This is a genomic window from Hafnia paralvei (assembly GCF_020150375.1).
GTDB lineage: Bacteria > Pseudomonadota > Gammaproteobacteria > Enterobacterales > Enterobacteriaceae > Hafnia > Hafnia paralvei.
This window is the reverse complement of the sequence record NZ_CP083737.1, coordinates 3,004,236-3,031,115: the sequence shown is the minus strand read 5'-3', so window position 1 is coordinate 3,031,115 and position 26,880 is coordinate 3,004,236. Positions and strand designations below refer to the sequence as shown.

At 49.5% G+C, this 26,880-nt stretch carries 25 protein-coding genes and 1 riboswitch; of the genes, 19 read left to right on the top strand and 6 right to left on the bottom strand.

Going from position 1 to position 26,880, the window contains the following annotated elements:
• Positions 1 to 339: 339 nt before the first annotated feature.
• The 10 genes from menF (at position 340) to K9N75_RS14205 (ending at position 13,137) form a co-directional block, all read left to right on the top strand.
• Positions 340 to 1,662 (top strand): isochorismate synthase MenF, encoded by a 1,323-nt coding sequence (gene menF / locus K9N75_RS14250; RefSeq protein WP_008813980.1) that lies wholly within the window; start codon positions 340 to 342, stop codon positions 1,660 to 1,662.
• Between the two features lie 259 nt (positions 1,663 to 1,921).
• Positions 1,922 to 3,601, top strand: a complete 1,680-nt coding sequence (gene menD, locus K9N75_RS14245; protein WP_039187531.1) for a 2-succinyl-5-enolpyruvyl-6-hydroxy-3-cyclohexene-1-carboxylic-acid synthase — start codon at positions 1,922 to 1,924, stop codon at positions 3,599 to 3,601.
• On the top strand, positions 3,598 to 4,371 hold the full coding sequence (menH, locus tag K9N75_RS14240; protein ID WP_224451765.1) for a 2-succinyl-6-hydroxy-2,4-cyclohexadiene-1-carboxylate synthase: 774 nt from the start codon (positions 3,598 to 3,600) through the stop codon (positions 4,369 to 4,371). The genes menD and menH overlap by 4 nt, the downstream gene beginning before the upstream one ends.
• A 13-nt stretch (positions 4,372 to 4,384) precedes the next feature.
• Positions 4,385 to 5,242, top strand: a complete 858-nt coding sequence (menB, locus tag K9N75_RS14235; RefSeq protein ID WP_008813977.1) for a 1,4-dihydroxy-2-naphthoyl-CoA synthase — start codon at positions 4,385 to 4,387, stop codon at positions 5,240 to 5,242.
• Positions 5,242 to 6,213 carry an o-succinylbenzoate synthase gene (gene menC, locus K9N75_RS14230; RefSeq protein ID WP_008813976.1) on the top strand — a complete coding sequence of 324 codons (972 nt, stop codon included), beginning with the start codon at positions 5,242 to 5,244 and terminating at the stop codon, positions 6,211 to 6,213. Before menB ends, menC begins: the two co-directional genes overlap by 1 nt.
• Positions 6,194 to 7,612, top strand: coding sequence for an o-succinylbenzoate--CoA ligase (menE, locus tag K9N75_RS14225; RefSeq protein ID WP_064573417.1), 1,419 nt, complete (start codon positions 6,194 to 6,196; stop codon positions 7,610 to 7,612). The genes menC and menE overlap by 20 nt, the downstream gene beginning before the upstream one ends.
• 474 nt (positions 7,613 to 8,086) lie before the next feature.
• Complete coding sequence (locus tag K9N75_RS14220; RefSeq protein WP_008813974.1) at positions 8,087 to 8,629, top strand: fimbrial protein; 543 nt, start codon at positions 8,087 to 8,089, stop codon at positions 8,627 to 8,629.
• 101 nt (positions 8,630 to 8,730) lie between these two features.
• Positions 8,731 to 11,208 (top strand): fimbria/pilus outer membrane usher protein, encoded by a 2,478-nt coding sequence (locus K9N75_RS14215; protein WP_224451764.1) that lies wholly within the window; start codon positions 8,731 to 8,733, stop codon positions 11,206 to 11,208.
• A gap of 11 nt (positions 11,209 to 11,219) precedes the next feature.
• On the top strand, positions 11,220 to 11,945 hold the full coding sequence (locus K9N75_RS14210; protein ID WP_224451763.1) for a fimbrial biogenesis chaperone: 726 nt from the start codon (positions 11,220 to 11,222) through the stop codon (positions 11,943 to 11,945).
• A 25-nt stretch (positions 11,946 to 11,970) separates the two neighbouring features.
• Complete coding sequence (locus K9N75_RS14205; protein WP_064573421.1) at positions 11,971 to 13,137, top strand: fimbrial protein; 1,167 nt, start codon at positions 11,971 to 11,973, stop codon at positions 13,135 to 13,137.
• Between the two features lie 72 nt (positions 13,138 to 13,209).
• On the opposite strand, the gene K9N75_RS14200 is transcribed toward K9N75_RS14205, so the two are convergent.
• Positions 13,210 to 14,643, bottom strand: a complete 1,434-nt coding sequence (locus K9N75_RS14200; RefSeq protein ID WP_224451762.1) for a catalase — start codon at positions 14,641 to 14,643, stop codon at positions 13,210 to 13,212.
• 397 nt (positions 14,644 to 15,040) lie between these two features.
• Here K9N75_RS14200 and K9N75_RS14195 point away from each other — a divergent pair, with 397 nt between their 5' ends.
• Positions 15,041 to 15,586 carry a YfaZ family outer membrane protein gene (locus K9N75_RS14195; protein ID WP_008813970.1) on the top strand — a complete coding sequence of 182 codons (546 nt, stop codon included), beginning with the start codon at positions 15,041 to 15,043 and terminating at the stop codon, positions 15,584 to 15,586.
• A 58-nt stretch (positions 15,587 to 15,644) separates the two neighbouring features.
• Here K9N75_RS14195 and trpS read toward each other — a convergent pair whose 3' ends face one another.
• Both trpS and tyrP read right to left on the bottom strand, forming a co-directional pair.
• Entirely contained in the window at positions 15,645 to 16,661 is a 1,017-nt protein-coding gene (trpS, locus tag K9N75_RS14190) for a tryptophan--tRNA ligase (RefSeq protein WP_224451761.1), read from the bottom strand.
• Between the two features lie 178 nt (positions 16,662 to 16,839).
• Entirely contained in the window at positions 16,840 to 18,051 is a 1,212-nt protein-coding gene (tyrP, locus tag K9N75_RS14185) for a tyrosine transporter TyrP (RefSeq protein WP_114445046.1), read from the bottom strand.
• 210 nt (positions 18,052 to 18,261) lie between these two features.
• Between tyrP and K9N75_RS14180 the strand changes: the two genes are divergently transcribed.
• Positions 18,262 to 19,455 carry a nicotinamide mononucleotide deamidase-related protein YfaY gene (locus tag K9N75_RS14180; protein ID WP_039187534.1) on the top strand — a complete coding sequence of 398 codons (1,194 nt, stop codon included), beginning with the start codon at positions 18,262 to 18,264 and terminating at the stop codon, positions 19,453 to 19,455.
• Between the two features lie 66 nt (positions 19,456 to 19,521).
• Here the strand turns inward: K9N75_RS14180 and yvcK are convergent, their stop codons facing one another.
• Entirely contained in the window at positions 19,522 to 20,430 is a 909-nt protein-coding gene (gene yvcK, locus K9N75_RS14175; protein ID WP_064573423.1) for a uridine diphosphate-N-acetylglucosamine-binding protein YvcK, read from the bottom strand.
• Positions 20,431 to 20,691: 261 nt separating this feature from the next.
• A riboswitch (molybdenum cofactor riboswitch) is annotated at positions 20,692 to 20,845 on the top strand.
• On the opposite strand from yvcK, the gene moaA reads away from it, so the two are divergent.
• From moaA to K9N75_RS14140, 7 genes are all read left to right on the top strand, one after another.
• Entirely contained in the window at positions 20,836 to 21,822 is a 987-nt protein-coding gene (moaA, locus tag K9N75_RS14170; RefSeq protein ID WP_008813964.1) for a GTP 3',8-cyclase MoaA, read from the top strand. (Overlaps the previous riboswitch by 10 nt.)
• 43 nt (positions 21,823 to 21,865) lie before the next feature.
• Complete coding sequence (moaC, locus tag K9N75_RS14165; RefSeq protein ID WP_004092279.1) at positions 21,866 to 22,348, top strand: cyclic pyranopterin monophosphate synthase MoaC; 483 nt, start codon at positions 21,866 to 21,868, stop codon at positions 22,346 to 22,348.
• Positions 22,345 to 22,587, top strand: coding sequence for a molybdopterin synthase sulfur carrier subunit (moaD, locus tag K9N75_RS14160; protein ID WP_008813962.1), 243 nt, complete (start codon positions 22,345 to 22,347; stop codon positions 22,585 to 22,587). The genes moaC and moaD overlap by 4 nt, the downstream gene beginning before the upstream one ends.
• Before the next feature lie 2 nt (positions 22,588 to 22,589).
• Positions 22,590 to 23,042, top strand: coding sequence for a molybdopterin synthase catalytic subunit MoaE (moaE, locus tag K9N75_RS14155; RefSeq protein ID WP_061059815.1), 453 nt, complete (start codon positions 22,590 to 22,592; stop codon positions 23,040 to 23,042).
• Positions 23,043 to 23,290: 248 nt separating this feature from the next.
• Positions 23,291 to 23,548, top strand: a complete 258-nt coding sequence (locus tag K9N75_RS14150; protein ID WP_071603095.1) for a hypothetical protein — start codon at positions 23,291 to 23,293, stop codon at positions 23,546 to 23,548.
• 129 nt (positions 23,549 to 23,677) lie between these two features.
• Positions 23,678 to 24,256 (top strand): flavodoxin family protein, encoded by a 579-nt coding sequence (locus K9N75_RS14145; RefSeq protein ID WP_061059816.1) that lies wholly within the window; start codon positions 23,678 to 23,680, stop codon positions 24,254 to 24,256.
• 209 nt (positions 24,257 to 24,465) lie between these two features.
• Entirely contained in the window at positions 24,466 to 25,176 is a 711-nt protein-coding gene (locus tag K9N75_RS14140) for a Bax inhibitor-1/YccA family protein (protein ID WP_008813959.1), read from the top strand.
• 209 nt (positions 25,177 to 25,385) lie between these two features.
• Here the strand turns inward: K9N75_RS14140 and yfaE are convergent, their stop codons facing one another.
• Positions 25,386 to 25,700, bottom strand: a complete 315-nt coding sequence (yfaE, locus tag K9N75_RS14135; RefSeq protein ID WP_008813958.1) for a class I ribonucleotide reductase maintenance protein YfaE — start codon at positions 25,698 to 25,700, stop codon at positions 25,386 to 25,388.
• A gap of 32 nt (positions 25,701 to 25,732) precedes the next feature.
• The gene (nrdB, locus tag K9N75_RS14130) at positions 25,733 to 26,863 is read right to left on the bottom strand and encodes a class Ia ribonucleoside-diphosphate reductase subunit beta (RefSeq protein ID WP_008813957.1); all 1,131 of its coding nucleotides are present in this window, start codon (positions 26,861 to 26,863) and stop codon (positions 25,733 to 25,735) included.
• Positions 26,864 to 26,880: the final 17 nt, after the last annotated feature.

Below are 26,880 nucleotides of genomic sequence, written 5' to 3'. Positions count from 1 at the left end.
GTAGCAGCTTTAGCTGCCGGAGCGCCCCGCGGTGTGCTAACCCCGTGTATCTCGATCTCTTAAACGATCAGCATTAACCATGCTAGGCTCTGCTATTACTAGCGTGATCTGAACGTAGCAAGCGCAGACTTTAATTACAGCGTGATACGTGGTGACTCCCGCCGGCCAAACGTTGATACAGAGACGAAATTGGTCAGCTGATAAGACGTAAAATGTTAACAGGTGGTGGGTTTTTCACCGATTACTCGCTGGCTGTGCTGATAACTCTTCTGGTTGCTTTCCTTCTTATTAATCCACCGTATAATTCCACACTTCTTCTTTTAGCCGCCCGAGGTTGTCGTGGTTCATCTTTCCGCTCTGGTAGAACGCATTATTCCTTTGTTACGCCAAGCCGCTGCCGAGCAATCGGGGTTGGTCCGCGTTGCGTTGCCTTGTAGTTTGAAAGATGGCACTCAGATGCTCGAGTGGCTGGCCTCTCAGCCGCTATTTCCACAATTCTATTGGCGCCACCGAGATGGCGCTGAAGAGGCGGCCGTATGCGGTGCCGTATGTACCTTTACGGATGCTGAGCAGGCGCAAGAATTTATTCGGAAAAATGATTGCCCAGAATTACGCATTTGGGGCCTGAACGCGTTTGGTCAGGTTGAACTGGATGGCTATGGCACAATCAACAGCCTGCTGTTTTTACCGCGCATTGCGCTAATGCGCCATGCGGGTAAGGCTGAACTGGTGGTGTATCTCTATGGGGAAACGTCACTACAGCAGGATCTGGATATTGCGCTGCATGATTTAGCAGACCTATGTCAGATCCAGCCTCTGCCTCCGTTGCAGACTGTCGTGCTTGCGGCTCATCATCAACCTGAGCACGATGCTTGGTGCAACCTGCTTAATCATGCGCTGGTCGAAATAGAGCATAAGGCATTTGAAAAAGTCGTGCTGGCTCGCCGCACCACGCTGAAACTGTCTCAACCGCTGCGGGCTGCCCAGTTTTTATCTGCCAGTCGCGCAGTGAACCATCGCTGCTATCACTTTATGCTGGCTCTTGCACCGGAACGTGCGTTTTTAGGTTCATCACCAGAACGGCTCTATCGCCGCCAGCAACTGTCGTTAGAAACTGAGGCTCTGGCTGGCACCGTCGCGAGCGGAAGCAGCGATGCACAGGCGCAGGAAAATGCGCAATGGCTGATGTCCGATCGTAAGAATCAGCATGAAAATTTACTGGTAGTAGATGATATTTGCCAGCGTTTGCAGGGCGGAGCTCAGGCGCTAGACGTTATGCCAGCAGAGGTGATCCGACTGCGAAAAGTGCAGCATCTACGTCGCCCGATCCATGCCACGCTGATTCATGACAACGATGCGGACTGCCTGCGTCGTTTACAGCCAACCGCCGCAGTGGCGGGATTGCCTCGTGAGCCAGCGCGCCAATTCATAATGCGCGATGAACCTTTCGATCGCGGATGGTATGCAGGTTCTGCGGGCTATCTGGCACTGGAACAGGCAGAGTTTGCCGTTGCGCTGCGCTCGGCGTTAATCCAAGGCGATCATATCCATCTGTACGCCGGAGCCGGTATCGTTGCAGGTTCCGATCCTGAACAAGAATGGCTGGAGATTGAGAATAAGGCGGCAGGGTTGAGAACGTTGTTGGAAACAGAGTTTTCATAGGCTGAATTATCGCTGCTCGGCCATGCTGGACAGACATACTCCCCTTAGCTGATTGTGGTCTTTGGAATGCTGGTGTAACATATTGCACCAATTATCCTGTTCGATTTTCTTTCAAAAACATAAGGTTACTTTACGTTATGATTTTGCAAGACCGTCGGGCAGCGAATAAATCATCAGTTTTCCCTTCCCTGGCTCAGATGAGTTCCTATGAGTGGGCTAAGCTGAGACAATCCTTAATCAACCAGACTGCTGAGCTGCCATGTCGACAAGTGTATTTAACCGCCACTGGGCCGCGTTGTTACTAGAGGCGTTAACCCGCCACGGTGTTCGCCATATCTGTATTGCTCCGGGCTCCCGCTCTACGCCGCTCACGCTAGCAGCAGCGGCGAATGCGCAGCTCATCTGCCATACCCATTTTGACGAGCGTGGCCTGGGTCATTTGGCGCTCGGGCTCGCGAAAGCGTCAGGTGAGCCAGTGGCTGTTATCGTGACGTCTGGTACTGCAGTGGCGAATCTCTATCCTGCACTCATTGAAGCGGGTCTAACGGGAGAGCGGTTGGTGATGTTAACCGCCGATCGCCCACCGGAACTCATCGACTGTGGTGCTAATCAAGCAATCCGTCAAAACGGCATCTTTGCTTCTCATCCCCACCAAACGCTGAATTTACCACGCCCCACGCCGGATATTCCTGCGCGTTGGCTCGCTTCTGCCGTCGATAGTGCGATGGCACAGCTCAGCCACGGCGCGCTGCATGTGAACTGCCCGTTTGCTGAACCCTTGTACGGCGACGATGATGGCTCCGCCGATGCGTGGTCTAACGGCTTAGGAGAATGGTGGCAGGATTCTCGTCCGTGGCTGCGTGAAACGAACGTGCATGCGCGGACGACGGTTAAGCAGTTAGACTGGTTCTATTGGCGACAAAAACGCGGCGTGATTCTGGCTGGACGAATGAGCGCAGAAGAGGGGGAGCGCGTTGCCGAGTGGGCCGATTTATTAGGCTGGCCGCTGATTGGCGATGTGCTTTCGCAAAGTGGTCAGCCGTTGCCCTGTGCCGATCTGTGGCTGGCGAACCCCAAAGCGCAGGCGTTGTTGGATCAGGCCCAAGTCGTGGTGCAGTTTGGTAGCAGCCTGACCGGAAAACGCCTGTTACAGTGGCAGGCAAGCTGTGAGCCGCAAGAATATTGGCTGATCGATCCCTTGGAAGGACGTTTAGATCCGGCTCATCACTTCGGGCGCCGTGTTATCTCCTCGATTTCTGATTGGTTGGTTCTGCACCCCGCTCAGCCACGTACACCGTGGGCACCTGAGCTGGAAATCTTAGCGGATATGGCGCAGCAGTGCGTCACTGAATATCTGGATGAACATTTTGGCGAGGCGCAGGTTGCTCAGCGTATTCCTGAGTTATTGCCTGAAAATGGCCAGCTGTTTGTAGGCAATAGCCTGATTGTTCGTCTGATCGACGCTTTTGCTCAGCTTCCCGTAGGGTATCCGGTTTATAGTAATCGCGGCGCGAGCGGCATCGATGGTTTGATTTCTACCACCGCCGGTGTGCAACGCGCAACGGCTAAGCCGACGCTGGCTATTGTTGGCGATCTTTCTGCACTTTACGATCTCAATGCGTTGGCCTTATTGCGCCATAGCTCAGCGCCAACGGTGTTGATCGTGGTGAATAATAACGGCGGGCAAATTTTCTCGATGCTGCCCACGCCGGAGGCCGAACGCGAACGTTTTTACCTGATGCCACAGGATGTTGATTTTCAGCATGCGGCGGCGATGTTCAAGCTAGCATATGCTCAGCCGCAAAGCTGGGATGCATTGACCGACGCGGTACAGCAGGGGTGGTGCCGCGCTGGGACGACCCTGATTGAATTGCAGGTATCACCAAGCGAAGGCGCAGAAACGCTCCGCGATCTGCTGGCTCAGGTTGCCGCGCTGTGATTCTGGCCGCCCACTACCTGCCTGTAAAAATAGAAACGGCCGAACATCCGACAGTAGTTTGGCTGCATGGTTTTTTGGGCAGCGCCGAAGAGTGGTTGGAACTTGCCGTGCAGTTGCCCAATTTTGCTCACTTGCTGGTTGATTTACCTGGGCACGGTGGTTCGGCGGAGCTGTCGGTTGCGGATTTCGCCGTCGTGGATGCCTCGCTACGAGACACCTTGAAACACTACGCTATCTCCTCCTACGCGCTCATCGGTTACTCATTGGGCGGACGTGTAGCGATGTATCATGCTGTACAGGACCCCGCAGGGCTGAGGGCGTTGCTGGTTGAAGGCGGAAATCCAGGGTTAAAAACGCAGGATGAGCGCACGGCTAGAATTGAACATGATACACGCTGGGCAGAACGTTTTCGGTCACAGCCCTTGCGCGAGGTTTTATCTGACTGGTATCGCCAGCCGGTTTTTGCCGAACTGAATGAGGCAGAACGCGAATGCCTTGTTGAGCTACGCTCTGCTCAGATGGGCGAGCCACTGGCCGCGATGCTGGAGGCGACCTCTCTCGGCAAACAACCTTTGCTCACGCCATCGCTGAAAACGCTGGCTATCCCCTTTGTTTATTTGTGCGGCGAGCGAGATGCGAAGTTTCAACAGCTTGCCGTGGAGTCTGATTTGCCGGCGCGTATTATTGCTGACGCTGGCCACAATGCACATCGCGCCAATCCGAATGAATTTGTGACGCAGGTGCTTGATTTTCTTACCAAACATCTTTAACAGGAATCTGACTATGCTGTATCCAAGCGAACAAGAGCTGTATGCACCGATTGAGTGGCAGGACTGCTCTGCTGATTTTGAAGATATTCTCTACCATAAATCGGCAGACGGTATCGCTAAAATCACCATCAACCGTCCGCAGGTGCGCAACGCTTTCCGCCCTCAGACGGTTAAAGAGATGATTCAGGCAATGTCTGACGCGCGCTATGACGATCACATCGGTACTATCATTCTGACCGGTGCGGGCGAGAAAGCTTTCTGCTCCGGCGGCGATCAGAAGGTTCGTGGGGACTACGGTGGCTATAAAGATGCAAGCGGTACTCATCACCTGAACGTGCTGGATTTTCAGCGCCAAATCCGTACCTGTCCGAAGCCCGTTGTTGCGGCAGTGGCTGGTTATTCCATCGGTGGTGGCCATGTGTTGCATATGATGTGTGACCTGACTATCGCAGCAGATAACGCGATCTTCGGTCAAACCGGGCCAAAAGTCGGTTCTTTCGATGGCGGCTGGGGCGCATCTTATATGGCGCGCATCGTCGGTCAGAAGAAAGCGCGTGAAATCTGGTTCTTGTGCCGCCAGTACAATGCGCAGGAAGCACTGGATATGGGTTTAGTTAACACCGTGGTGCCATTGGCCGATTTAGAAAAAGAAACCGTGCGCTGGTGCCGTGAAATGCTGCGCAACAGCCCAATGGCGCTGCGTTGTCTGAAAGCGGCATTGAATGCCGACTGCGATGGTCAAGCAGGTCTGCAAGAGCTCGCCGGTAACGCCACCATGCTGTTCTATATGACTGATGAAGGTCAGGAAGGACGCAACGCGTTTAACGAAAAACGTGAACCTGATTTCTCTAAATTTAAGCGTAACCCATAATGCGACAGGTCACACTTTACCGTTACAGCCTGCCCATGGATGCAGGCGTCATTCTGCGCAACCAGCGGCTAAAAACTCGTGACGGGTTGATAGTGTGCCTGCGCGAGGGTGAACATGAAGGCTGGGGGGAGATTGCCCCTTTGCCTGAATTTAGTCACGAAACCTTAGAGCAGGCTCAGGAAGCTGCTTTGACGGATTTGCAACAATGGCTAGCAGGCCAATCGCTCAGTGAAAATGCGCTACCTTCGGTGGCTTTCGGCCTGAGCTGCGCGCTGGCCGAGCTCTCGGGCGAACTGCCGATACAGGCGGATTATCGCAAGGCACCGTTGTGCTCCGGTGATCCTGATGAGTTGTTTGCCGTATTGCAGGCGATACCCGGCGAAAAAGTCGCTAAGGTGAAAGTTGGGTTATACGAGGCGGTACGGGATGGCATGGTGGTTAACGTGCTGCTTGAGGCTTTGCCCGATCTCAAGCTGCGTTTAGATGCTAACCGCAGTTGGACGCGCGCCAAGGCGGATGGCTTTGCTAAATACGTCAATCCTGAGTGGCGTAATCGTATCGCGTTTCTCGAAGAACCGTGTAAAACCCGCGATGAGTCACGAGATTTTGCGCGTACAACGGGTATTGCTATCGCGTGGGATGAGAGTGTACGTGAGCCGGATTTCCGTGTTGAAGCGGAAGAGGGCGTTGCAGCCATTGTTATCAAGCCGACGTTAACCGGCAGCTTGCAGCGTTGTCAGCAGCTGATTACTGAAGCGCATCAGATTGGATTAGAGGCGGTGATTAGCTCCAGTATTGAATCTAGCCTAGGTTTGACTCAGCTCGCACGAGTCGCCGCGTGGCTGACTCCGGATACCGTTCCGGGCTTAGATACGCTCGATTTGATGCAGGCGCAGCTCATCCGTCCATGGCCAGAAAATAACCTGCCATTACAGGACGTAGCTTCGTTAGATGTGGTATGGCGTTCCTAGTATGACTGCACCGATTTATCCTGTGTTTAGCGACTGGCCTTGGCAGCATTGGGCCAGTCAGCTTCCTGATAGCACCGCCTTATTATTAAATGAAACGCCGATGAGTTGGCTGGCATTGAATGAAAAAATCAGCCAGTTGGCGGCTTCGTTTATCCAGCAAGGCGTTATACCTGATGCGATAGTGGCGGTACGGGGAAAAAATAGCGCTGAACTGCTATTAGCCTATTTAGCCGTTTTGCAATGCGGCGCGCGTGTCTTACCACTCAATCCGCAGTTGCCTGATACGCTGCTCGCCGAATTATTACCGAGCCTCAATGTGGGTTACGGTTATAGCTCTGAGGCTGATTTTTGTTGGCCTTCACCGATCAAAACGCTAGCGACGGCGCCGAGTGATGTCGTGTCGCCAACACGTACTGTGCCGCAATGGCATTCGCAGCGCTTGGCGACGCTGACGCTAACTTCCGGTTCAACAGGAATGCCTAAAGCGGCTGCGCATAGCTTCAACGCACATCTCTCTAGCGCAAAGGGCGTGTTATCACTGATGCCGCTGGGGCCGCAAGATAGCTGGCTGCTCTCCCTGCCGCTGTTTCATGTCTCAGGGCAGGGCATTGTTTGGCGTTGGCTGTTGGCGGGTGCCTGCTTAGTGGTGCGCAACATGCGTGTGCTGGACGATGCTCTGCGCGGCTGCACACATGCCTCGTTGGTACCCACGCAGCTTTGGCGCTTGCTCAATCAGCCAGAAACCCCCTTAACGCTCAAAGAGGTGCTTTTAGGTGGCGCAATGATCCCCGTTGATTTAACCGAACAGGCAGAACAACGTGGTATTCGTTGTTGGTGCGGCTATGGTCTGACCGAAATGGCATCGACAGTGTGTGCCAAACGTGCAGATGCGTTGCCCGGCGTAGGGTTGCCGTTGCCAGGGCGTGAGATGAAATTGCAAGACGAGGAGATCCTGCTGCGTGGTGACAATATGGCCTCAGGCTATTGGCGTGATGGGCAACTGTTTCCGCTGGCTGATCCCGACGGTTGGTTTCATACCCGCGACAGAGGGGAGATGCAAAACGATGAGCTCAGGATCATTGGCCGATTAGATAATCTGTTTTTCAGCGGTGGGGAAGGTATTCAGCCTGAGGACGTTGAGCGAGTATTGCTAGCTCATCCACAAATTCAGCAAGTTTTTGTGGTGCCAGTTGATGATCGAGAATTTGGGCAGCGTCCGGTGGCCGTCATTGAGCCACTCGCGGAGTTAGATTTCGCTGTGTTGAGCACATGGGTTCAGGGAAAACTAGCTCGCTTTCAGCAGCCTGTACGTTACTTACGTTTGCCTGAAAGCCTAAAAAACGGTGGGATAAAAATTTCACGTCAAGCTGTCCTCAATTGGGTTGTTTCTCAAAACTAATGTTTTACTCGGCTAATGCTGGCCACTTAAGCATAATTTTAGGACCCCATCGCGTGGAACACATGGATGTGTTCCATAACCACCCCGCGGTGTACTCGCCCCGTGTATCTCGATCTCTTAAACGATCAACATTAGGCATTTCAGCCGTTTTTTTTAAGTAAGGCGGGTGAGCGTAAAAAAGGGATATTTTTTTCGAAAAATATTTGGGTGGTTTATTTTTAAATTTTTACTTATATGTTTTATAAGTAGTATCAGCCTCTTTATTTTTAACTTTGTATGGGCGTTTTTCACAACACTGATTTTCATAGGATTTTTCTTATCCACTTCCTATTTGTTAGAGATACTTAAACATGAAATAAAATACCTCGCATTCACTTCTTGTATTTAATGCATTAAAGTAATCATCAAGAGGTTATCAATTAAGAAACCTCTATTTTATTTCTTGGCTAAGTTTAATACTTGAAAGGATATTTTATGAAAATTAATTTACTAACGCTCGTTGCTTTAAGCGTTATCCCTTTGTCTTCTTTTGCTGCTGACGGGGATATTACGTTTACGGGAACAGTTAAAGCTTCAGCTTGTTCACTACAAGGTTTTAATGGTGGTGAAGGCAAAAGTGCTTTGATGCAATTGTCGAGTGTCACTCCATCATCATTTTCTTCGGCCGGTGGTTATGCTGGTATGAAAGACTTTACGATTGACCTAAAAGAGTGTGATACCACTACGATGAAGAATGCTAGAGTTTCATTTAGTGGTACTCCCGATCTTGTGGATAATTCAATTTTGAAAAACATTCAAGAGAACAATGCTGCACAAGGTGTGGGTATTGCTATTTTAGAAAATGATGGCTCAACGGTGATTGATATCAATGGTGGTGTACCGTCAAAATCACAGGCATTAACTCAGGGGAATACTGAGCTTAAATTTAAAGTCGCATATAAAGCGAATACTTCGACCCCAGCTGTCTCTTCGGGTGATGTAAAAGCCAAAACCTTTATTGATATTGCGTATAACTGATTTTTGGATGTATTAGCTTAATAGTCGAATATTGTTTTTTAACAAGCAGGCTTCCTTTGATTAGATATCATTTATCATTATTAATGAGAACTCTCATCCTTGTGTCTGCTTTTTTTCCTTTTACATTGCATGCGGGAAATAATGAGAGCGCTGCATTTGATGCTGATTTTTTACGCCAAAGCTCTCAAGAAATACCTCAACAATTTTATAATCCAGACCACGTTGATGCCGGTACAAAATCAGTTGATGTTGTTTTAAACGATCGCACATTATTTAAAACGAATATTGAATTTATTTTGCTGAAGGGTAGCGATAATGCTACGCCATGCTTGACTCAAGGATTATTACACCAGATAGGTCTCGATCATCATTTAAATGAGCTGGCTAAAAGTGGCAATGAAGTTTGCTACGATTTTTTGGTCAAATGGCCAGACGCTAAAATAAAGTATGACGAAGCAATGCAGCAGTTAATTATTATTGCGCCACAAGCCGCGATGAACGTGAGTAGCCAAAGCGAAATGATTGACCCTTCTTTGTGGGACAGCGGTGTAAATGCGCTACGCATGAGCTATTCAGGCTATGTTTATCATACGGAAAACCATGGCTCAGACGCGGATTCAGGTAGCGACAATACGGCCTATTTGAGTCTGAATTCTGGATTGAATCTGGGCAGTTGGCGTTTTTATAGTTTTGACACGTTCAACAAATCTCAAATGGGGTGGGAGCAGAATCACGACCGTGCTTATGCGGAGCGAGATATTGCGCCGCTAGTATCCCGCTTTACCGTGGGGGATGTATATGCCAACACTTCCAGCGATGTATTAGGTATCTTGCCTGTTCGCGGAATGACATTAGAAACCAACGACCAGATGTTGCCATCAGGTACGTTCAGCTACGCTCCTATTATTCGTGGCGTGGCGCATTCCAACGCGCGCGTGGTTATCCGCCAGCGTGGAAATATCATCTATAGCAAAACAGTCTCTCCGGGCAGTTTTGCCATCACTGATTTAACCAATGGTCAAATCGGTGCTGATTTAAATGTTACGGTTGAAGAGAGCGACGGTAGTAAACAGGCGTTTACCGTGCCCTACACGTCGTTGCCGAATATGCTGCGCCCAGGTTCTTGGCGCTATAGCCTGAGTGCTGGGCGCTATCGTGACAACGGGCTCTCATACGATCCTTTAGTGACGCAGGGAAGTCTGCAATATGGCTGGGATAGATTAACCCTGAGCGATCTTGTCGTGATTGGCGAAGGATATCAATCGATGGCGCTGGGCGGTGCCTTTAATCTTGGCGCTTTGGGTAGCGTCTCTCTGGATTGGGCATTTGAGAAGCATCAATCGAGAACTGAAAATAATGTTAACGACGATAATGCACAAAAAGACGTAAACGATAGTGGTCGTGCTCTACGAGTGTTGTATGCCCGTCGTTTTGATGACACTGATACCTCATTGCAACTGATGGCGTATCGCTATCAGACGCCAGACTTTGTTGATTTTCCTGAGTATGCCGACTGGCGATGGGGAGATGATGATTCGCAATACCATCGCAAAAATGAAATACAAGCAACGATTAATCAAGGCTTAGGCGATTTTGGCAGCGGATATTTGACGTTGCAGCGTGATAGTTATTACGACTCGAGTGCAAAGGACACCTCCATAACAATGGGGTATAGCTTCAACATTCATTCAGTTAGCGTGAATGTGGATTACACCTATCAGGCTAATTCGGGCAATGGCGCTGAAAGCCCTGACCGTCAACTGTCGCTTAATTTCTCCGTACCTCTGGATATGGGAGAGAAACGAAGTCGTGATATCTCCTTTAGTACCAATAACAGTAATCATTCGGGCAACTCACAGATGGCTACGGTCTCTGGTTCTGAGCTTGATAGTGCTCTGAATTATTCGCTATCCGCTCAGCGTAGCAGCGATGGTTATTCGCCGTCGGCATCGGTTTCTTATCGCAACAGCATGGCAAATATGAATGCCAGTGCGAGCGCAAGTCAAGATAGTCGGCAGTACTCAGCCGGTATTTCTGGTGGCGTTGTAGCTTATCGTCATGGTGTGGTGCTTTCGCAGCAACTGGGTGACACCATTGCCATTATTGAAACACCTGGCGCAAAAAATATCAGCGTTGAAGGGCAGCCAGGGGTGTCTACCGATCGTTGGGGACATGCCGTTGTGCCGTCGATTTCGCCTTATCGCGATAACAATTTGTCGCTGGATACGCGCCACACTGAGGATAACGTTGAGTTGATTGACGGTGGGGGGAACGTAATCCCTACTCATGGAGCGATTGTCGTACGCCGTTTCCAAACAAAAATAGGACGCCGCGCTATAGTTATGTTGTCTTTATCCGATGGCAAACTGGCTCCTTTCGGAGCAACTGCGTGGCAAGGTAAGGAGCAGGTCGGCATGGTTGCTGATAATGGACTGCTGTATCTCAATGGCATATTGGCCGATGGGGATACCACTCTGCATGTGACTCTGCCAAATGATGGTCAGTGTCAGTTTGTTTTACCTGTCGCCAAAGATGCATCTGCTCCTTGGTATCAACAAATTAATGCGGTTTGTCACTAATTGAGATTGCTATGAAGAAATTGACCCAAATTGGAGTACCCGCTCTGATGAGCATGTTGCTCTTGTCGAATGTTGCCTTTGCGGCTGTTCGTCCAGCGCTTACACGTGTTGTTGCTTTAGAAAGTGACAAAGAAACGTCTATCAAAATTTTGAATGATGATAAGACCCAAGATTATCTCGTTCAGTCTTGGCTCGAAGATCAAAAGGGTAATGATAAAGGTCTGCCGCTTATTTTGACACCGCCGCTATTTAAAATTGGCGCGGGACGTGAAGGTAAGCTGCGTATGGTTGTCGTACCGGGAAGAATTCCTCAGGATCGTGAGTCGGTTTATTGGCTATGGATCCAAGAAGTACCTCCTGTGAGTAAAGTGCAGGGCAGCCAGTTACAGGTTGCCGTGCGTACTCGGCTGAAGGTGTTTATCCGCCCAACGACGCTAACAGAAAAATCAGCGGATACTGCGAGTAAACTGCAATGGCAAGTACGTCGTGAAGGGGGGAAAGAGTGGATAGTGGCGAATAATCCAACTGAATATTACGCCAGTTTGTCAGAGCTTTCAGTTACCACCGGTGGCAAATCTATTCCTGTCGTAGATAAAAATGCCATGGTTCCCGCGAAAGGTGAGATGCGTTACGCCGCACCCGCCGGCGTTTCCGGTAAATCGGGTGTGCTGAACTATTCTACCATTAACGATTTTGGCGGTGAGACTCCGGTATTGCATCAATCTTTATCATTTTAACGCGTCATCTAACGGACATTACTTCATGAGTAGATGGTTGACCGCTTCTCGAGTTACAGCCGTGATGGCAACGTTATTACTTTTTTGCCTCTCTTCTGGCAACAGTTGGGCTGGCTTACATTGTGATATTAATTCAGGGGGAGCGGCACCATTTTCTCCATTCACCCGAGAAAACCCCATTGCGGTAGACGAAAACACGCCCGATTACACCGTGGTTCTTTCGTTGGACTATGCTCAGTTTTTGCCAAATATGCGTTTGAGCTGTTCCTCAGATGGTCAAGAGTTTACGGCGCCAGCCAACTTTGATGGCAACATTACTCTCAGCCTCAGTGCTATAAACGATAAGGCACTTGATTGGACGGGAGAAGCTCAGACGACCAATAATGGCATCAAGTTAAAAATGTATATTAAGGCGGTGTCTTACAACACAGACTCACTGGCAAATAGCTATTCACCGGCGTCGATGTCACCAGGAAAGCGCTTGGGAGTGGAATATCCAGTGATTAACGGCAAAGAAGACACCACGCTATTTCAATTTGGTGCGCAATATAATGCGGACAAAACGCAGTATAAATATGATGGTAATTATAATTTTGCTATCGAATCGATGCGGGCTGAACTAATTAAATTTGGTTGGATACAATATCAGTCACAGGCAGTTATCCCCCCAGGGGCTCATTTAACCTTTACGATAGATGGTTTGTCCGGTGTGAATACGGTCGATGTTCCCTTGGGTTCAGGGGTATTTATGGCGTCACCATCGTGCAGTTTAGATTCTAAGCATCAAACCGTATCTTTAGGCAATATCAATAAAACGAGCGGCGGTACTTATCCGCAGCAAGGGCCATTGACCAGTTTCGGCATGGACTTCACCTGCAGCTCTTATACCAATAACGTGGAGTTCACTTTCGAAGATGCACATGCGATTTTGCAAGGACGAGACACGCTGACCGTAAAAAGTGAAGCTGATGGGAAAACCTTAGATGGCATTGCTGTTGGACTGTTCGACAGCGCAGGAAAAGCGGTGAGAACGGGGACAAAACAGAATATTGGCGCTGCTCTAAAAGGAAAAAACACGACGCATTTTCAAGCTGCCATTATCCAAACTGCGCCGGAAATAACAGATTCAAACAACAACAATTTTACAGGCGATATTACAGCAAAAGCTAACGTGACGATCACTTACTATTAAAGTGTCTGCTTGAGATATCACAAAAAACAGGAGCCTTTGGGCTCCTGTTTTACATTCTCTATTTAGGAATGATTATTGACCTAATGCTTTCATGATTCCGGCGGCATAATCAGGGTGGATCTGCGCAAAGTGGCACAGAGCGCGTTTCTGAATGGCTTCAGGGACCTGAGAAAGTTCACCGGCGATGCGGGTGTACATGCGCTGATGTTCTTCTTCACTCAGCAGATTAAATAACGCTCGCGGCTGAGAGTAGTAGTCGGTGTCTTCGCGATGATTCCAGTGATCGGCAGCACCTTCAAGAGTTAATGGCGGTTCACTGAAATCAGGCTGCTCTTGGAATATGCCAAAGCTGTTTGGCTCGTAGGTTGCACCGTTACCGCTGTTACCATCGACGCGCATAGCGCCATCGCGATGATAGTTATGGAACGGACACTGCGGAGCGTTGACAGGGATCTGGTGGTGGTTCACACCCAGACGGTAGCGATGTGCGTCACCGTAGGAGAACAGACGGCCTTGCAGCATTTTGTCTGGAGAGAAACCGATGCCAGGTACGACGTTGGCTGGGTTCATTGCCACTTGCTCAACTTCAGCAAAGTAGTTGTCTGGGTTACGGTTTAGCTCAAAGAAGCCGACATCGATTAGCGGGTAATCTTTGTGTGGCCAAACTTTAGTCAGGTCGAATGGATTGTATGGCGTTTGAGCCGCTTCTTTCTCTGGCATAATCTGCACCTGCAGATTCCAGCGAGGGAAATCCTTACGTTCGATGGCATCGTAGAGATCGCGCTGCGAGCTTTCACGATCTTTACCAACTAGCGCTTCGGCTTCATCGTCCATCAGGTTTTCAATGCCTTGCTGGCAACGGAAGTGGAATTTCACCCAGAAGCGCTCGTTATCGGCATTGATAAAACTGAAGGTGTGGCTACCAAAACCATGCATATGACGGTATGACTTAGGCAGACCGCGGTCGCTGAAATCAATGGTCAACTGGTGGAAGGCTTCTGGCAGTTGAGAGAAGAAGTCCCATTTGTATACAGGGTTACGCAAGTTAGTACGTGGGTCGCGTTTTACAACATGGTTCAAATCAGGGAACTTCAGCGGATCGCGCAGATAGAAAACCGGAGTATCGTTACCCACCAGATCCCAATTGCCTTCTTCAGTGTAAAACTTCATGGCAAAACCACGAATATCACGCTCTGCATCGGCTGCACCTCGCTCACCGGCGACGGTTGAGAAGCGAACCATCATGGGGGTTTGCTTACCGATCTCGGAGAAAATTTTAGCGCGGGTGTATTTGGTGATGTCGTGAGTAACGGTGAACGTACCGTGTGCGCCAGAGCCTTTCGCGTGCATGCGGCGTTCTGGGATCACTTCACGGTCAAAGTGGGCAAGTTTTTCAAGGAACCAGACGTCTTGTAACAGCATAGGGCCACGTGGGCCTGCTGTAATGACGTTGTTATTATCTACAACGGGTGCGCCTGCGGCGGTGGTCAGTCCTTTTTTGCTCATTACGTCTCTCCTTAATCAAGAGTCAGTGAATTGCTTCAACCGGGTGATACCTGTCGTTTTTTCGGGTTACCGCATCAATGCGTAACGCCAATCACTTGAGGTACTGCTCTTCAGCTAAATCCAAAATATGTAGCTGACATAAAAGATCGCTATGTGGATACCGGCTTTCCATAATTGTTCCACAAACCAATCTAATGAATATTTGTAGACCTCTTACTGATCTCACGCAAATAGTTAGGGCTTATTAACCATATCGCTAAAAGTTATCAGACACATAATTGGTTAATTTTTTTACAAATAATAGTGGTTTTTTAGCTGGTTCTTGTTGATGTTTCGTTTAAACTCTCGCTCACCGGAACTGGCTATCCGGCCTACTATTTTTAAGGAAAATCATATAATGAAAAAGATCGTTTTGGGCTGCGCGTGTGCCGCTCTGTTTTCTGCTTCAGCAGCAAATGCTATTACTGTGCATGGGCAAGTAGGCGAACACTACACCAACGTTGAAGCGGGTTTTGGGACTGACTCTGCAGGTTTATATTCCACATTGGATTGGGCGCATAACGACAGTGATGGCGACGTGGCGGGGTTAGGTTTAGGTATTAATCTTCCTTTAGGCCCATTCTTAGCTTCTGCCGGCGGAAAAGCGCTGTATTTAAACCCACAAAAAGATGGTGGTGATGATTATGCTGTTGCGGCGGGTGGTGGAATTCAGTGGCCAATCACGCGTCATTTCACGCTGTATGGCGAAGGGTATTATTCTCCGGAATCGCTGTCTAGTGGCATTAACAACTACAAAGAGGCGAGCGCCGGCATGCGTTGGAACGTCATTCGTCCAGTAACCATTGATGTCGGTTATCGCTATATTGAAATCAGTGGTAAAGACGGTAACCGCGATAACGTCGTGGCCGACGGTGCGTATGTGGGCGCCGGTATCGGTTTCTAAACCAGACGAAACGAGAATCTTTAAAAGCGCCGCGTATTTTCGGCGCTTTTATTTTATCTCAAAACATGACGGGCAATCCCAAACCACGTTTTACTTCGCTCAGCGTTTGCTGGGTCACTTCATGTGCTTTTTCCGTTCCTGCCTGCAAGATGTCCATGAGTGCCGCTTTATCCGCGCTGAACTGCTGACGCCGTTCACGGATAGGGGAGAGTAATGCTTGCAAACACGCTTCCAGTTCCTGTTTGCACTGGCGATCGCCCAAACCGCCGCGTTGGTAATGCTCTTTCAATGCAGCTACCTGTGCTTGATCTGGGTGGAATGCGTCTAGATAGGTAAATACGACATTCCCTTCAACCTGACCAGGATCGCTAACGCGCAGATGATTAGGGTCGGTATACATGGCATGAACGGCTTTGCTGATGTCGTCTTCACTGGCGGAAAGCGTCAGTGTGTTACCTAAGGATTTAGACATTTTGGCGTTACCATCAATTCCCGGCAGACGACTGACGCTGCTGAGCATGGCTTGGCAAGGAACCAACACGGGATTAGGCAACAGGCTATTCATTTTATGTACAATTTCATTGGTTTGCTCAAGCATGGGTAATTGGTCGTCACCCACTGGTACTCTGTCGGCTTTAAACGCGGTGATATCAGCGGCCTGACTGATAGGGTAGACCAGAAAACCGGTTGGAAGGCTACGGGAGAAGCCTTTCTGTGCGATTTCGGCTTTCACCGTAGGGTTGCGCTCTACGCGAGCTACGGTGACGATATTCATATACAGCATAGCGAGTTCGGCCAATGCGGGAAGGGCAGACTGCAAACAAATCGTGGTTTTTGCAGGGTCGATCCCCACCGCCAGATAATCAGCCATGACTTCGAAAATATTTTGGGAAATTTTCTGTGGGTTACTGCCGTTATCGGTAAGACCTTGCAGGTCGGCAATGAGCACATACTGCGGGTAACGATCTTGCAGCGTAACTCGCTGGCGTAGGGAGCCGACATAATGGCCGAGGTGCAATGGGCCTGTAGGACGATCGCCTGTGAGGATAGTGTGTGAATCGGTGGAATTGATCATGCAATGCTCCTAAAAAATTTGCCGGAGCACGCCTTCAAATGCAAACAAGCCGCCCTCCGGCGGCTTGTATAAGATATGTTTGAACCAACAAAATCCTGTGCCGCCGCTAGATGCAGCGCCACCAACGGGCAACGTGAGACGTTCGGATTGTGCTATTCATGTTTGTAACCTATCAAATTTAACCTACAGCTGGCAAGAGCCCTGAGGCAATTGACAGTTGGACTGCAATCACCGCGACGCCACAAGCAAATACCAGTACCAGCAATGGCTTGCCACCCACCACTCGATATCCTGCTTGTGGATGATGTTTACGTGTTTGCCACACTAGCATTGATGGGATTAACAGCGCCAGAACGGCCAATGCAACGGCCGCATAGCCGAGTGCCATGACAAAGCCCTGCGGATAAAATAGCGCAAAAGCCAGCGGTGGGAGGAAGGTCATTAAGCCCGTCTGTGCACGTCCAGACGCCTTATTACTGCGTTGGAACAGGTCTGCTAAATAGTCAAATAACCCCAGTGCGACGCCAAGGAAAGAGGTGGCTAACGCTAAATCGGCAAACAGATGAACGGCGAGTTCCACGTGTGGCGTAGCGACAACTTCGCGCACAGCCTGTAGCAGGCCATTTAGACCTGATTGAGCGGCAAGGATACCAACAAAGCTGGATGAGCTAATAGACCCCAGCGTGGCTAATTGCCAGAAAATATAGGCAATTAGCGGGATGGCGCTGCCGATGATAAATACCCAGCGCAGTTTACGCAGATTGCCATTCATGTAGCTAACAATGCTCGGCACGCTGCCGTGGAAACCAAAAGAGGTGAAAATCACAGGAATAGCTGACAGCGCTAGTCCTTTTTCCAGTGGCATCGTCAGCAGGTTGGCTTGATGAACATGCGGCATCATCAGAGTAAGCATGATGATCAGCAAGATGATTTTGGCGCTAAACAACACACGGTTAAACATATCTACTGAGTGGGTGCCGATGCACACAATGCCGCCCGCAATCAGAGTAAATAGGAGTACCCCAGCGCTTGGCTTAATTTCGAATGATAGCCATTGGCTCAGGCTGGAGGCGAGCAGTTCACCGGCGCCGCTAATATAGGCGGCGGTGAGTGCATACATCAAAAATAGCATGCTAGCGCCGGTCAGCCATTGCCCAGATCGCCCAAGATAATGCTTAGCTAAAGTGCCCAGCCCGGTATCTGCAGACTGGTGTTGATAAACTTCAACCAAAAGCAGCGCCGTGTAGCACATCAGCGCCCATAGGGTCACTAACATGATAAAAGTGGTACCAAAGCCTACGCCAGCGGCGGCGAGCGGCATCGCCAGCATTCCCGCTCCAATCGTGGTGCCTGCGACGATGAAAATACTGCCAAGAGTGCGATTCTTCACGCTTTCCTCTGCATTAAAACGATCCAATACTATTTATGCCCTGCAGGTTAAGTGAAAAGTTTATTCTCGTCAAACTGGCGTTACATTGAGTGTAAACAATAAATTACATTCAACGAGATATTAAATTATCGTCATTAAGCATTGTGTTGTTAGAACGCTGTTTCTAAAGTGGTGTTGTGTCTTATTGACGAAATTATTTAGGAGAGGCGGATGTTACGTCTAGAAATGCTCTGTACGGGTGACGAAGTTCTGCATGGTCAGATCGTGGATACCAATTCCGCATGGTTGGCAGATTATCTTTTTCAGCAAGGCATCCCGATGCGTTCACGTAGCACCGTGGGTGATTCACTGGAAGATTTAGTGTCCACACTACAGCTACGAAGCCAGTATGCGGATGTTTTGATCGTTAACGGCGGGCTGGGGCCAACCAGCGACGATCTCAGCGCTCAGGCCGCGGCTGAGGCACTTGGTGAGTCGTTGGTGGTGCATCCAGAATGGATTGCGCGCATGGAGGCGTATTTCGCTTCACGCGGTCGGCCTATGTCGGAGAGTAATCGGAAACAGGCAATGATCCCCGCCAGCGCCGAGATGATTGATAACCCAGTGGGTACCGCCTGTGGTTTCAGTATTCAACTCAATGATTGCTGGATTTTCTTTACGCCGGGCGTTCCGTCTGAATTTAAGGTCATGGTTGAACAGCAAATCGTGCCACGCTTACGCCAGCGTTTCCCGCAGACGGAATCACCGTTGTGTTTACGCCTCACCACGTTTGGTCGTTCAGAAAGTGGTTTGGCGCAGCAATTGGACTCCTTGCCTCTGCCGCCTGATACCACGTTGGGTTATCGTTCCTCTATGCCAATTATTGAGCTGAAACTCACTGGGCCATCTTCCCAGCGCGAAGAGATGCTGAACGTCTGGCAACACGTTCGCGCCGTGGCAGGGGAGAACTGCATATTTGAAGGCACCGCAGGGCTACCCCATGATGTCGCCTTAGGTCTGCGGGAAAAGGGCCTACGTTTGGCGCTGAGCGAGCAGTTTACCGCGGGTTTATTAAGCTGGCAGTTGCGTTCCGTTGATGCTCCACTCGCAAACAGCGAACTGCCAGAACATATGGGCAATAGCACTTTGAAAGAGGTGGCTGCTCGCGCCCGTATTTTAGCCACGCATAGCGGAGCTGACTTGACGATTGCCATCGGTGAGTTACAAGACGACCGCATCAGCGTGGTTCTGCATTCACAGCAGGAAACTTTCGGACAAACGATGGCCTACAGTTCACAACGCCACAGCCAGAAGATCCGTCAAGAAATGACCGCCATGTTGGCGTTGGACATGCTGCGCCGTTGGCTGAATGATGAGTCACCTTATGGCAACTACGAGTGGTTAAAGCCTGAAGCGTTGCTGTGAGTCGCCGCTAGATGGCGTCGGCGATAAAGCCCTGATAGCTTTTTAGCTTAGGGCTTTATCGGTGTTTTAGCCTAACTGCTGTAAGGCTTTCTCAATCGCCATGCGCAAGAGATCGCGATCGTGGCGATAGGGGATATCGCTAGCTTCCAGCGTTTCCTGTACGACGATGCGATTTTCTATTCCGCTGACGTTGACCTTCGGGCCGACGACGACGGCATCGATGGCGTGCCCGCCAATGGCATCTTCCATAATTTTTAACTTATCTGGCAGGGTTAACGCTGCCGCCGCGACGCTGAGCTCTTTGCCCAGATTGCCGATATAAATCATATGTGCTCGGGTACGGCGTAGGGCTTGAGTTAAATCGTCCAGTAACAGTAATGGCATCAGGCTCGTTAAGAAACTGCCGGGGCCAATGAGGATGAGATCGGCTTTTTCTATCGCTTCAACGGCCTCTCGCGTTGCTTGCACTTGGGGTTCGAGCATCAACTGCGCGGGCATCTCTTTGAGCTGATCGATATTCACTTCGCCATAAATAATATGACCGTCGTTGTCGATAGCGTTGAGATCGACCGGTTGTTCAGACATGGGAATGAGCGAGGCATCGACTTTCAGTAAGCTGCGGATCAGGTTTATCGCCTCCAGCGGACGCACGCTCAGATGGTCTAACGCCTTCAACATCAAATTTCCGAGGTTATGCCCAGCTAATTCACCGTTGCCGTTAAAACGATATTCAAACATGGCCGAAGCCACGCTAGGCTCGGTAATCAGCTGATTTAAACAGTTACGCATGTCTCCCCATGCGATGCCGCCTTCAGAGCGCCGAATGCGCCCCGTTGAACCGCCGTTATCCGTGGTGGTGACTATCCCTGTTAAACGTGAACCCAGCGGAGACAGAGCCGACATCACGCGGCCCAGTCCGTGTCCGCCTCCTAACGCGACGACCTTATCAAGATCGGCTAAAGCGCGGTTTCGCATAAAAATCCTACAAAATGAAAATAAACTGGGGATAAAGTACCGGATCACGCTTAAAAAGGCGAAACCCTGACTTATTTGCGTGATTTATATCAAGTATAGTAGGGCGTTAACTAGTGTATTCTTCACGTAAGTTACTGACATAAAAGCGTTATATATAAAATTATACAGCGTGATGTGTTTGGTAAGCGTGAGGATTAACGCTAGAATTGCCTAAGATTACATAGCTATTTCAGAGATGTGGTGTGAGTACGATCTGCTCTCATGGCATCTGAACTCCTAGCCCTGTTGCCTAAGTTTTCCGAAAACCGGATGTTTTTAAAAATATGGCGTCAGGGCCGTGGCTATAAGCCACCAGGGTACAAGGTAGAAATGCCTGTGCCTCCCGATATTGGAAAGGTGTTAACAATGCTCCAACTGACTGACGCATTTGAGCGTAAGTTTTATTACTTGCGCCTTTCAATTACAGACGTGTGCAATTTTCGTTGTACATACTGTCTGCCAGACGGCTACAAGCCGAATGGTCATGCCAATAAAAGCTTCTTATCTCTTGATGAGATCCGCCGCGTCAGCCGCGCGTTCGCCGAGCTGGGCACTGAGAAAGTGCGCCTAACCGGTGGCGAACCCTCTTTACGTCGTGATTTTGTCGATATCATTTCTGCGGTACGTGAAAATCAGTCCATCAGAACATTGGCGGTGACCACCAACGGCTACCGTATGGCGCGGGATATTGCAAGCTGGCGAGAGGCTGGCCTAACGGCGGTTAACGTTAGCGTGGATAGTCTCGATGCTCGCCAATTTCACGCGATCACCGGTGAAGATAAACTGAAACAGGTGATGCAGGGAATTGACGCCGCGTTTGACGCCGGTTTTGAGAAAGTGAAAGTGAATACGGTGCTGATGCGTGATGTTAACGATCGCAGCCTAAATGGTTTTCTCAGCTGGATTAAAACACGCCCCATTCAAATGCGCTTCATTGAGCTAATGGAAACCGGTGATGGCGGTGATTTATTCCGTAAGCATCATGTTTCAGGTGAAGTGATCCGCGATCAGCTACTTGCGCTTGGCTGGCAACGCCAAGAACGCGCACGCAGTGACGGGCCCGCTCAGGTTTTTCGCCACCCTGACTATCTGGGCGAAGTCGGTCTTATCATGCCTTATGAAAAAGACTTCTGCGCCAGTTGCAATCGTCTACGTGTCTCTGCCATTGGCAATTTGCATCTGTGCCTATTCGGTGAATCGGGTATCCCGCTGCGTGATTTACTGGCTGGCGATGAGCATCTGGATGCGTTAAAGCTGCGTATCCAAGGTGGTTTGCGACACAAAAAGCAAACGCACTTCTTGCATGACGGCAACATCGGGCATACGCAAAATCTCTCTTTCATCGGCGGCTAACTCCGCTTTACACCACGTTAACAATATAAATTACAAGAAAACTATGAGCCAACTTACCCATATCAATGCGGCCGGTGAAGCCCACATGGTCGATGTTTCTGCTAAGGCAGAAACGGTGCGTGAAGCACGCGCAGAAGCTTATGTAGAAATGAAGCCTGAAACGCTGGCGATGATTGTGGAAGGTAAACACCATAAGGGCGACGTTTTCGCCACCGCGCGTATTGCAGGGATCCAAGCGGCAAAGCGCACGTGGGAGCTGATCCCGCTGTGTCACCCGCTATTGCTGACCAAAGTTGAAGTGCAACTGTTTGCGGAAGTCGATACCCATCGTGTGCGTATCGAGTCCTGCTGCCGCTTAACCGGTAAAACCGGCGTTGAGATGGAAGCTCTCACCGCGGCTTCAGTGGCGGCGCTCACTATCTATGACATGTGTAAAGCGGTGCAAAAAGATATGGTCATCGGCCCTGTTCGCCTGTTAGCAAAAAGCGGCGGTAAATCAGGTGATTTTAAGGCGGACGCATCATGATTAAAGTGCTGTTTTTTGCTCAGGTACGCGAACTCACGGGAAGTGACGAGTTGAGCTGTGAAGTTTATCCAACCGTAGAAGCGCTGCGTACGGCGTTGGCAGAGCGCGGTGACAAATGGGCACTGGCGCTGGAGTCGGGCAAATTGCTGGCGGCGGTAAATCAAACGCTGGTGGAATTTTCACATCCTTTATCCTCTGGGGATGAGGTTGCCTTTTTCCCACCGGTAACCGGAGGTTGATCGTGGAAAACACCCGTATCCGCGTTGGCCAAGAAAACTTCAGCGTTGGTGACGAATACCAATGGCTATCGCAGTGTGAAGACGATGGTGCGGTGGTCACCTTCACTGGCAAAGTGCGTAATCATAATCTGGGCGATAATGTGAGTGCGCTGACGCTGGAGCATTATCCTGGGATGACTGAAAAAGCCCTCAGCGAAATCGTGTCTGAAGCACGTGAACGCTGGCCACTACAGCGTATCTCGCTGATCCACCGCGTTGGCGCGATGTATCCTGGAGATGAAATCGTATTTGTTGGCGTGACCAGCGCACACCGTAGTATGGCGTTTGAAGCCGCTGAGTTTATTATGGACTACCTCAAAACTCGCGCGCCATTCTGGAAACGCGAAGCCACCGAGCAGGGCGATCGTTGGGTTGATGCTCGCGACAGCGACCATCAGGCGGCAAAACGCTGGTAAATCTGCGAAACCCTTTTTTCGGCTTTTAAGCTCTGGTGTTGATGGTTAAATTTACCCGTGAGCTGGCAGAGAAAAGGGTTAATTCTTCGTAATGCATTCATCAATAATCACTTTCTACTCCCCGCCAGTCTTTCACCGTTGCATCTGACATCTTAAAAATCCTACCGAGCCAGTTTTCACTATACTGAATCCAGTGCGATATTTTTTTCGCAAACATTCATTAATTCTCTCAGAGATAAGGAGTGACTTTGATTTGGTTTGAGCAAGGACTTTATCTACGGGTGGAAGAGCTTGATAACGGGCCACGGCCTTTACCGCTCTGTAGCGGCTTCAGTGAAGGGGTATCCTACCGTGCATTAGGCGTATTTAATCCCTCGGAATCATCAGATGCCTATTATATTTTGTCCAACGACCGAGATGAAATATGGTTTATCTGCAATAGACATCTACGAACGGTTGCGTTATTGCCTGATTCTACGGATTTTCGGCGTCCCCTCAGCCTGTAACTCGATATCTCAAGGACACGTTTGCGCTAGATTCGACAAACCACCATTGTGCTAGACGCAGCGTTTTTCTGAACGTATAACTACTTCAGGCATATAACTAATTAACCAACGTGTGAGGAGTTATTTCGAATGACAGCATTAGCCGTGGTTTTTCATAGTGGATATGGTCATACCGCCAAAGCTGCCGAGGCCGTAGCGGCGGGAGTAAAGAATGTTGAAGGTGTTACCGTCGACGTGTTACCGATTGATAGTGAAGGTAATCTACCTGAAGGTGGCTGGCATTTGTTGGCGAAAGCGGACGGAATAATTTTTGGTAGCCCAACCTATATGGGCGGACCATCTTGGCAGTTTAAGAAATTTGCCGATGCTTCTTCGAAACCTTGGTTTAGTCAGGAGTGGAAGGACAAAGTTTTTGCGGGTTTCACCAACTCAGCCAGTATGAACGGCGATAAGCTAGGAACGTTGGACTACATGTTTCATCTTTCCCAGCAGCATGGTGGTGTGTGGGTGGGGATGGGTATGCTGCCTGCCAATACCAAAACCGCTAACCGCAACGATGTGAACTACATTGCTGGTTTCTCAGGGTTGATGACCGTTTCGCCTTCTGACGCTTCTCCAGATGAAGCTCCGCTACCGGGGGATTTGGAAACGGCACGCAAATTTGGTGAGCGAGTTGCGAGCGTTGCTAAGCGCTGGGCTATGGCCTAAGCACTCAAATTGAACGGTTAACTCTCCGCCGTACGCATTGTGTACGGCGGAGGCTAGGTTCTGGCAAGTCAATATTACCTAAACTTGAAATATATCCGCACACTACATAGGCAGCAAAAAACCGGTTCTGTGGTAGGCTTATTAGGAGAACGGTCTGGTTGCTTTATCAATCCAGACAATATTGTTATTCCTAGATAAAGGTGATCTTCATGGATCGATATCCTCGTGGTAATGGCTCGATTGTTGAGCGCGCAAATACCGGCCTTCAGACATATATGGCGCAAGTATATGGCTGGATGACCTGCGGTTTATTGTTAACGTCTATCGTGGCATGGTATGCCGCACACACCCCAGCCGTGCTGAATTTCATTTTTTCCAGCAAAATTACCTTTTTCGGTTTGGTCATCGTCCAGTTGGGGCTTGTGTTTGTGCTGTCTGGTATGGTGCATAAGCTGAGCGCCGCCGCCGCGACATCATTGTTTATGCTGTACTCTGCGCTAACGGGATTAACGCTGGCGAGTATTTTTATCGTGTATACATATTCGTCTATCGCGAGCACCTTCGTGGTGACGGCTGGTATGTTCGGTGCGATGAGTCTTTACGGTTACACCACCAAACGCGACCTTAGCGGTATTGGCTCCATGATGTTTATGGGGTTGATCGGTATTATTCTGGCGTCTCTGGTGAATATCTGGCTGAAAAGCCCTGCATTGACGTGGGTTATTACCTACGCAGGCGTGATTATCTTCGTTGGCCTAACTGCCTATGACACTCAGAAGCTGAAGGCGATGGGAGAGCAGCTATCTCCAGATGATAAAGATAATTTCCGTAAATATTCTATTTTAGGTGCGTTGACCCTGTATCTGGACTTCATCAACCTGTTCCTGATGTTGCTGCGTATCTTCGGTAATCGTCGCTGATAGCGGTTTTTAACGTTTAGATTGTTGAACTGTTAGAGATAGATAAAACTCTAGCCCCCGAGCTTTCATAAGTTTGGGGGCTTTTTTTTGCGCTACCCGCAACTTCACATCAGGCTCTTGGTGGGTCTGCAGCGGCTCAGCCAGTGAGCGGGAGATTCGATGCTGTGGTAGGGGCGATGCGTAGGGATCTTGAAAAGCGGTGGAGGCGATTAAAGCTCCACCTCGATATCATCGATGGGATGGCAGCAACAGGGCAAAATCTCACCTTCGTTGATAAATGCCAACGGCTTTTGGCGATAAACCACCTGACCTTTGGTGAGCTTACAGCGGCAGGAGCCGCAATAGCCTGAACGGCACTGGTACTCAACCTGAACTTTATGGTGCTCAAGCGTCTCAAGCAGCGAGCCTTTGGTATGAATATAATCTAGACGCGCGCCGGAAAGCGTGAGGGTAATCGTGGGTGTCGCGGGGAGTATCGCGCTGCTTTCTGGCTGGATGCTGGCGGCATCGTCCACCGCCAGCATGTGATCCTGAGATGTAAAAGTCATCGCGGGATTTACAGCTCGAAGTCGCTCAGGTCATCAGCGTTGACTTCAGAGTCAATCTGGCCGACCAGATAAGAGCTGACCTCAACTTCCTGTGGTGCCACCTGAACATTATCAGACACCAGCCATGCGTTGATCCAGGGGATCGGGTTGGAGCGTGTCTGGAAAGGCAGTTTTAAACCAACCGCTTGCATACGGATGTTGGTGATATATTCAACATATTGGCACAGGATATCTTTATTCAAACCAATCATGGAGCCGTCGCGGAATAGATAATCAGCCCATTCTTTCTCCTGCTCTGCTGCCAATACAAACAGGTCATAGCACTGCTGCTCGCATTCAACTGCAACTTCAGCCATTTCAGGATCGTCTTGTCCTGAGCGCATCAGATTCAGAATATGCTGTGTACCCGTCAGGTGTAGAGCTTCGTCACGTGCAATGAGTCTGATGATTTTGGCGTTGCCTTCCATAAGTTCACGTTCAGCAAACGCAAAGGAACAGGCAAAGCTAACGTAAAAGCGAATGGCTTCCAGTGCGTTGACGCTCATCAGGCACAGATACAGCTGTTTCTTCAAGGCACGCAGGTTAACGGTCACAGTCTTACCATTAACGTTGTGAGTACCTTCGCCTAATAGATGCCAATAACTGCTCATCTCAATCAGGTCATCGTAGTAGCCAGAGATATCTTTCGCGCGCTTAAGGATCTCTTCATTGGTCACGATATCGTCAAACACCGTCGCCGGATCGTTCACGATATTACGAATAATATGCGTGTAGGAACGTGAGTGAATGGTTTCGGAGAATGACCAAGTTTCAACCCAAGTTTCCAGTTCAGGGATGGATATCAGCGGCAGTAACGCCACGTTTGGACTGCGCCCCTGAATTGAATCCAGCAAGGTCTGATATTTTAGGTTACTGATAAAAATGTGCTTTTCATGCTCTGGCAGAGCCTGATAGTCAATACGGTCGCGAGACACGTCAACTTCTTCAGGGCGCCAGAAGAAAGAAAGCTGCTTTTCAATCAGTTTTTCGAAGATTTCATGCTTTTGCTGGTCGTAACGTGCAACGTTAACTGACTGGCCAAAGAACATAGGTTCGAGCAACTGATCGTTTTGGTTTTGTGAGAATGTGGTGTAAGCCATAAAACGCTAATCCCGTT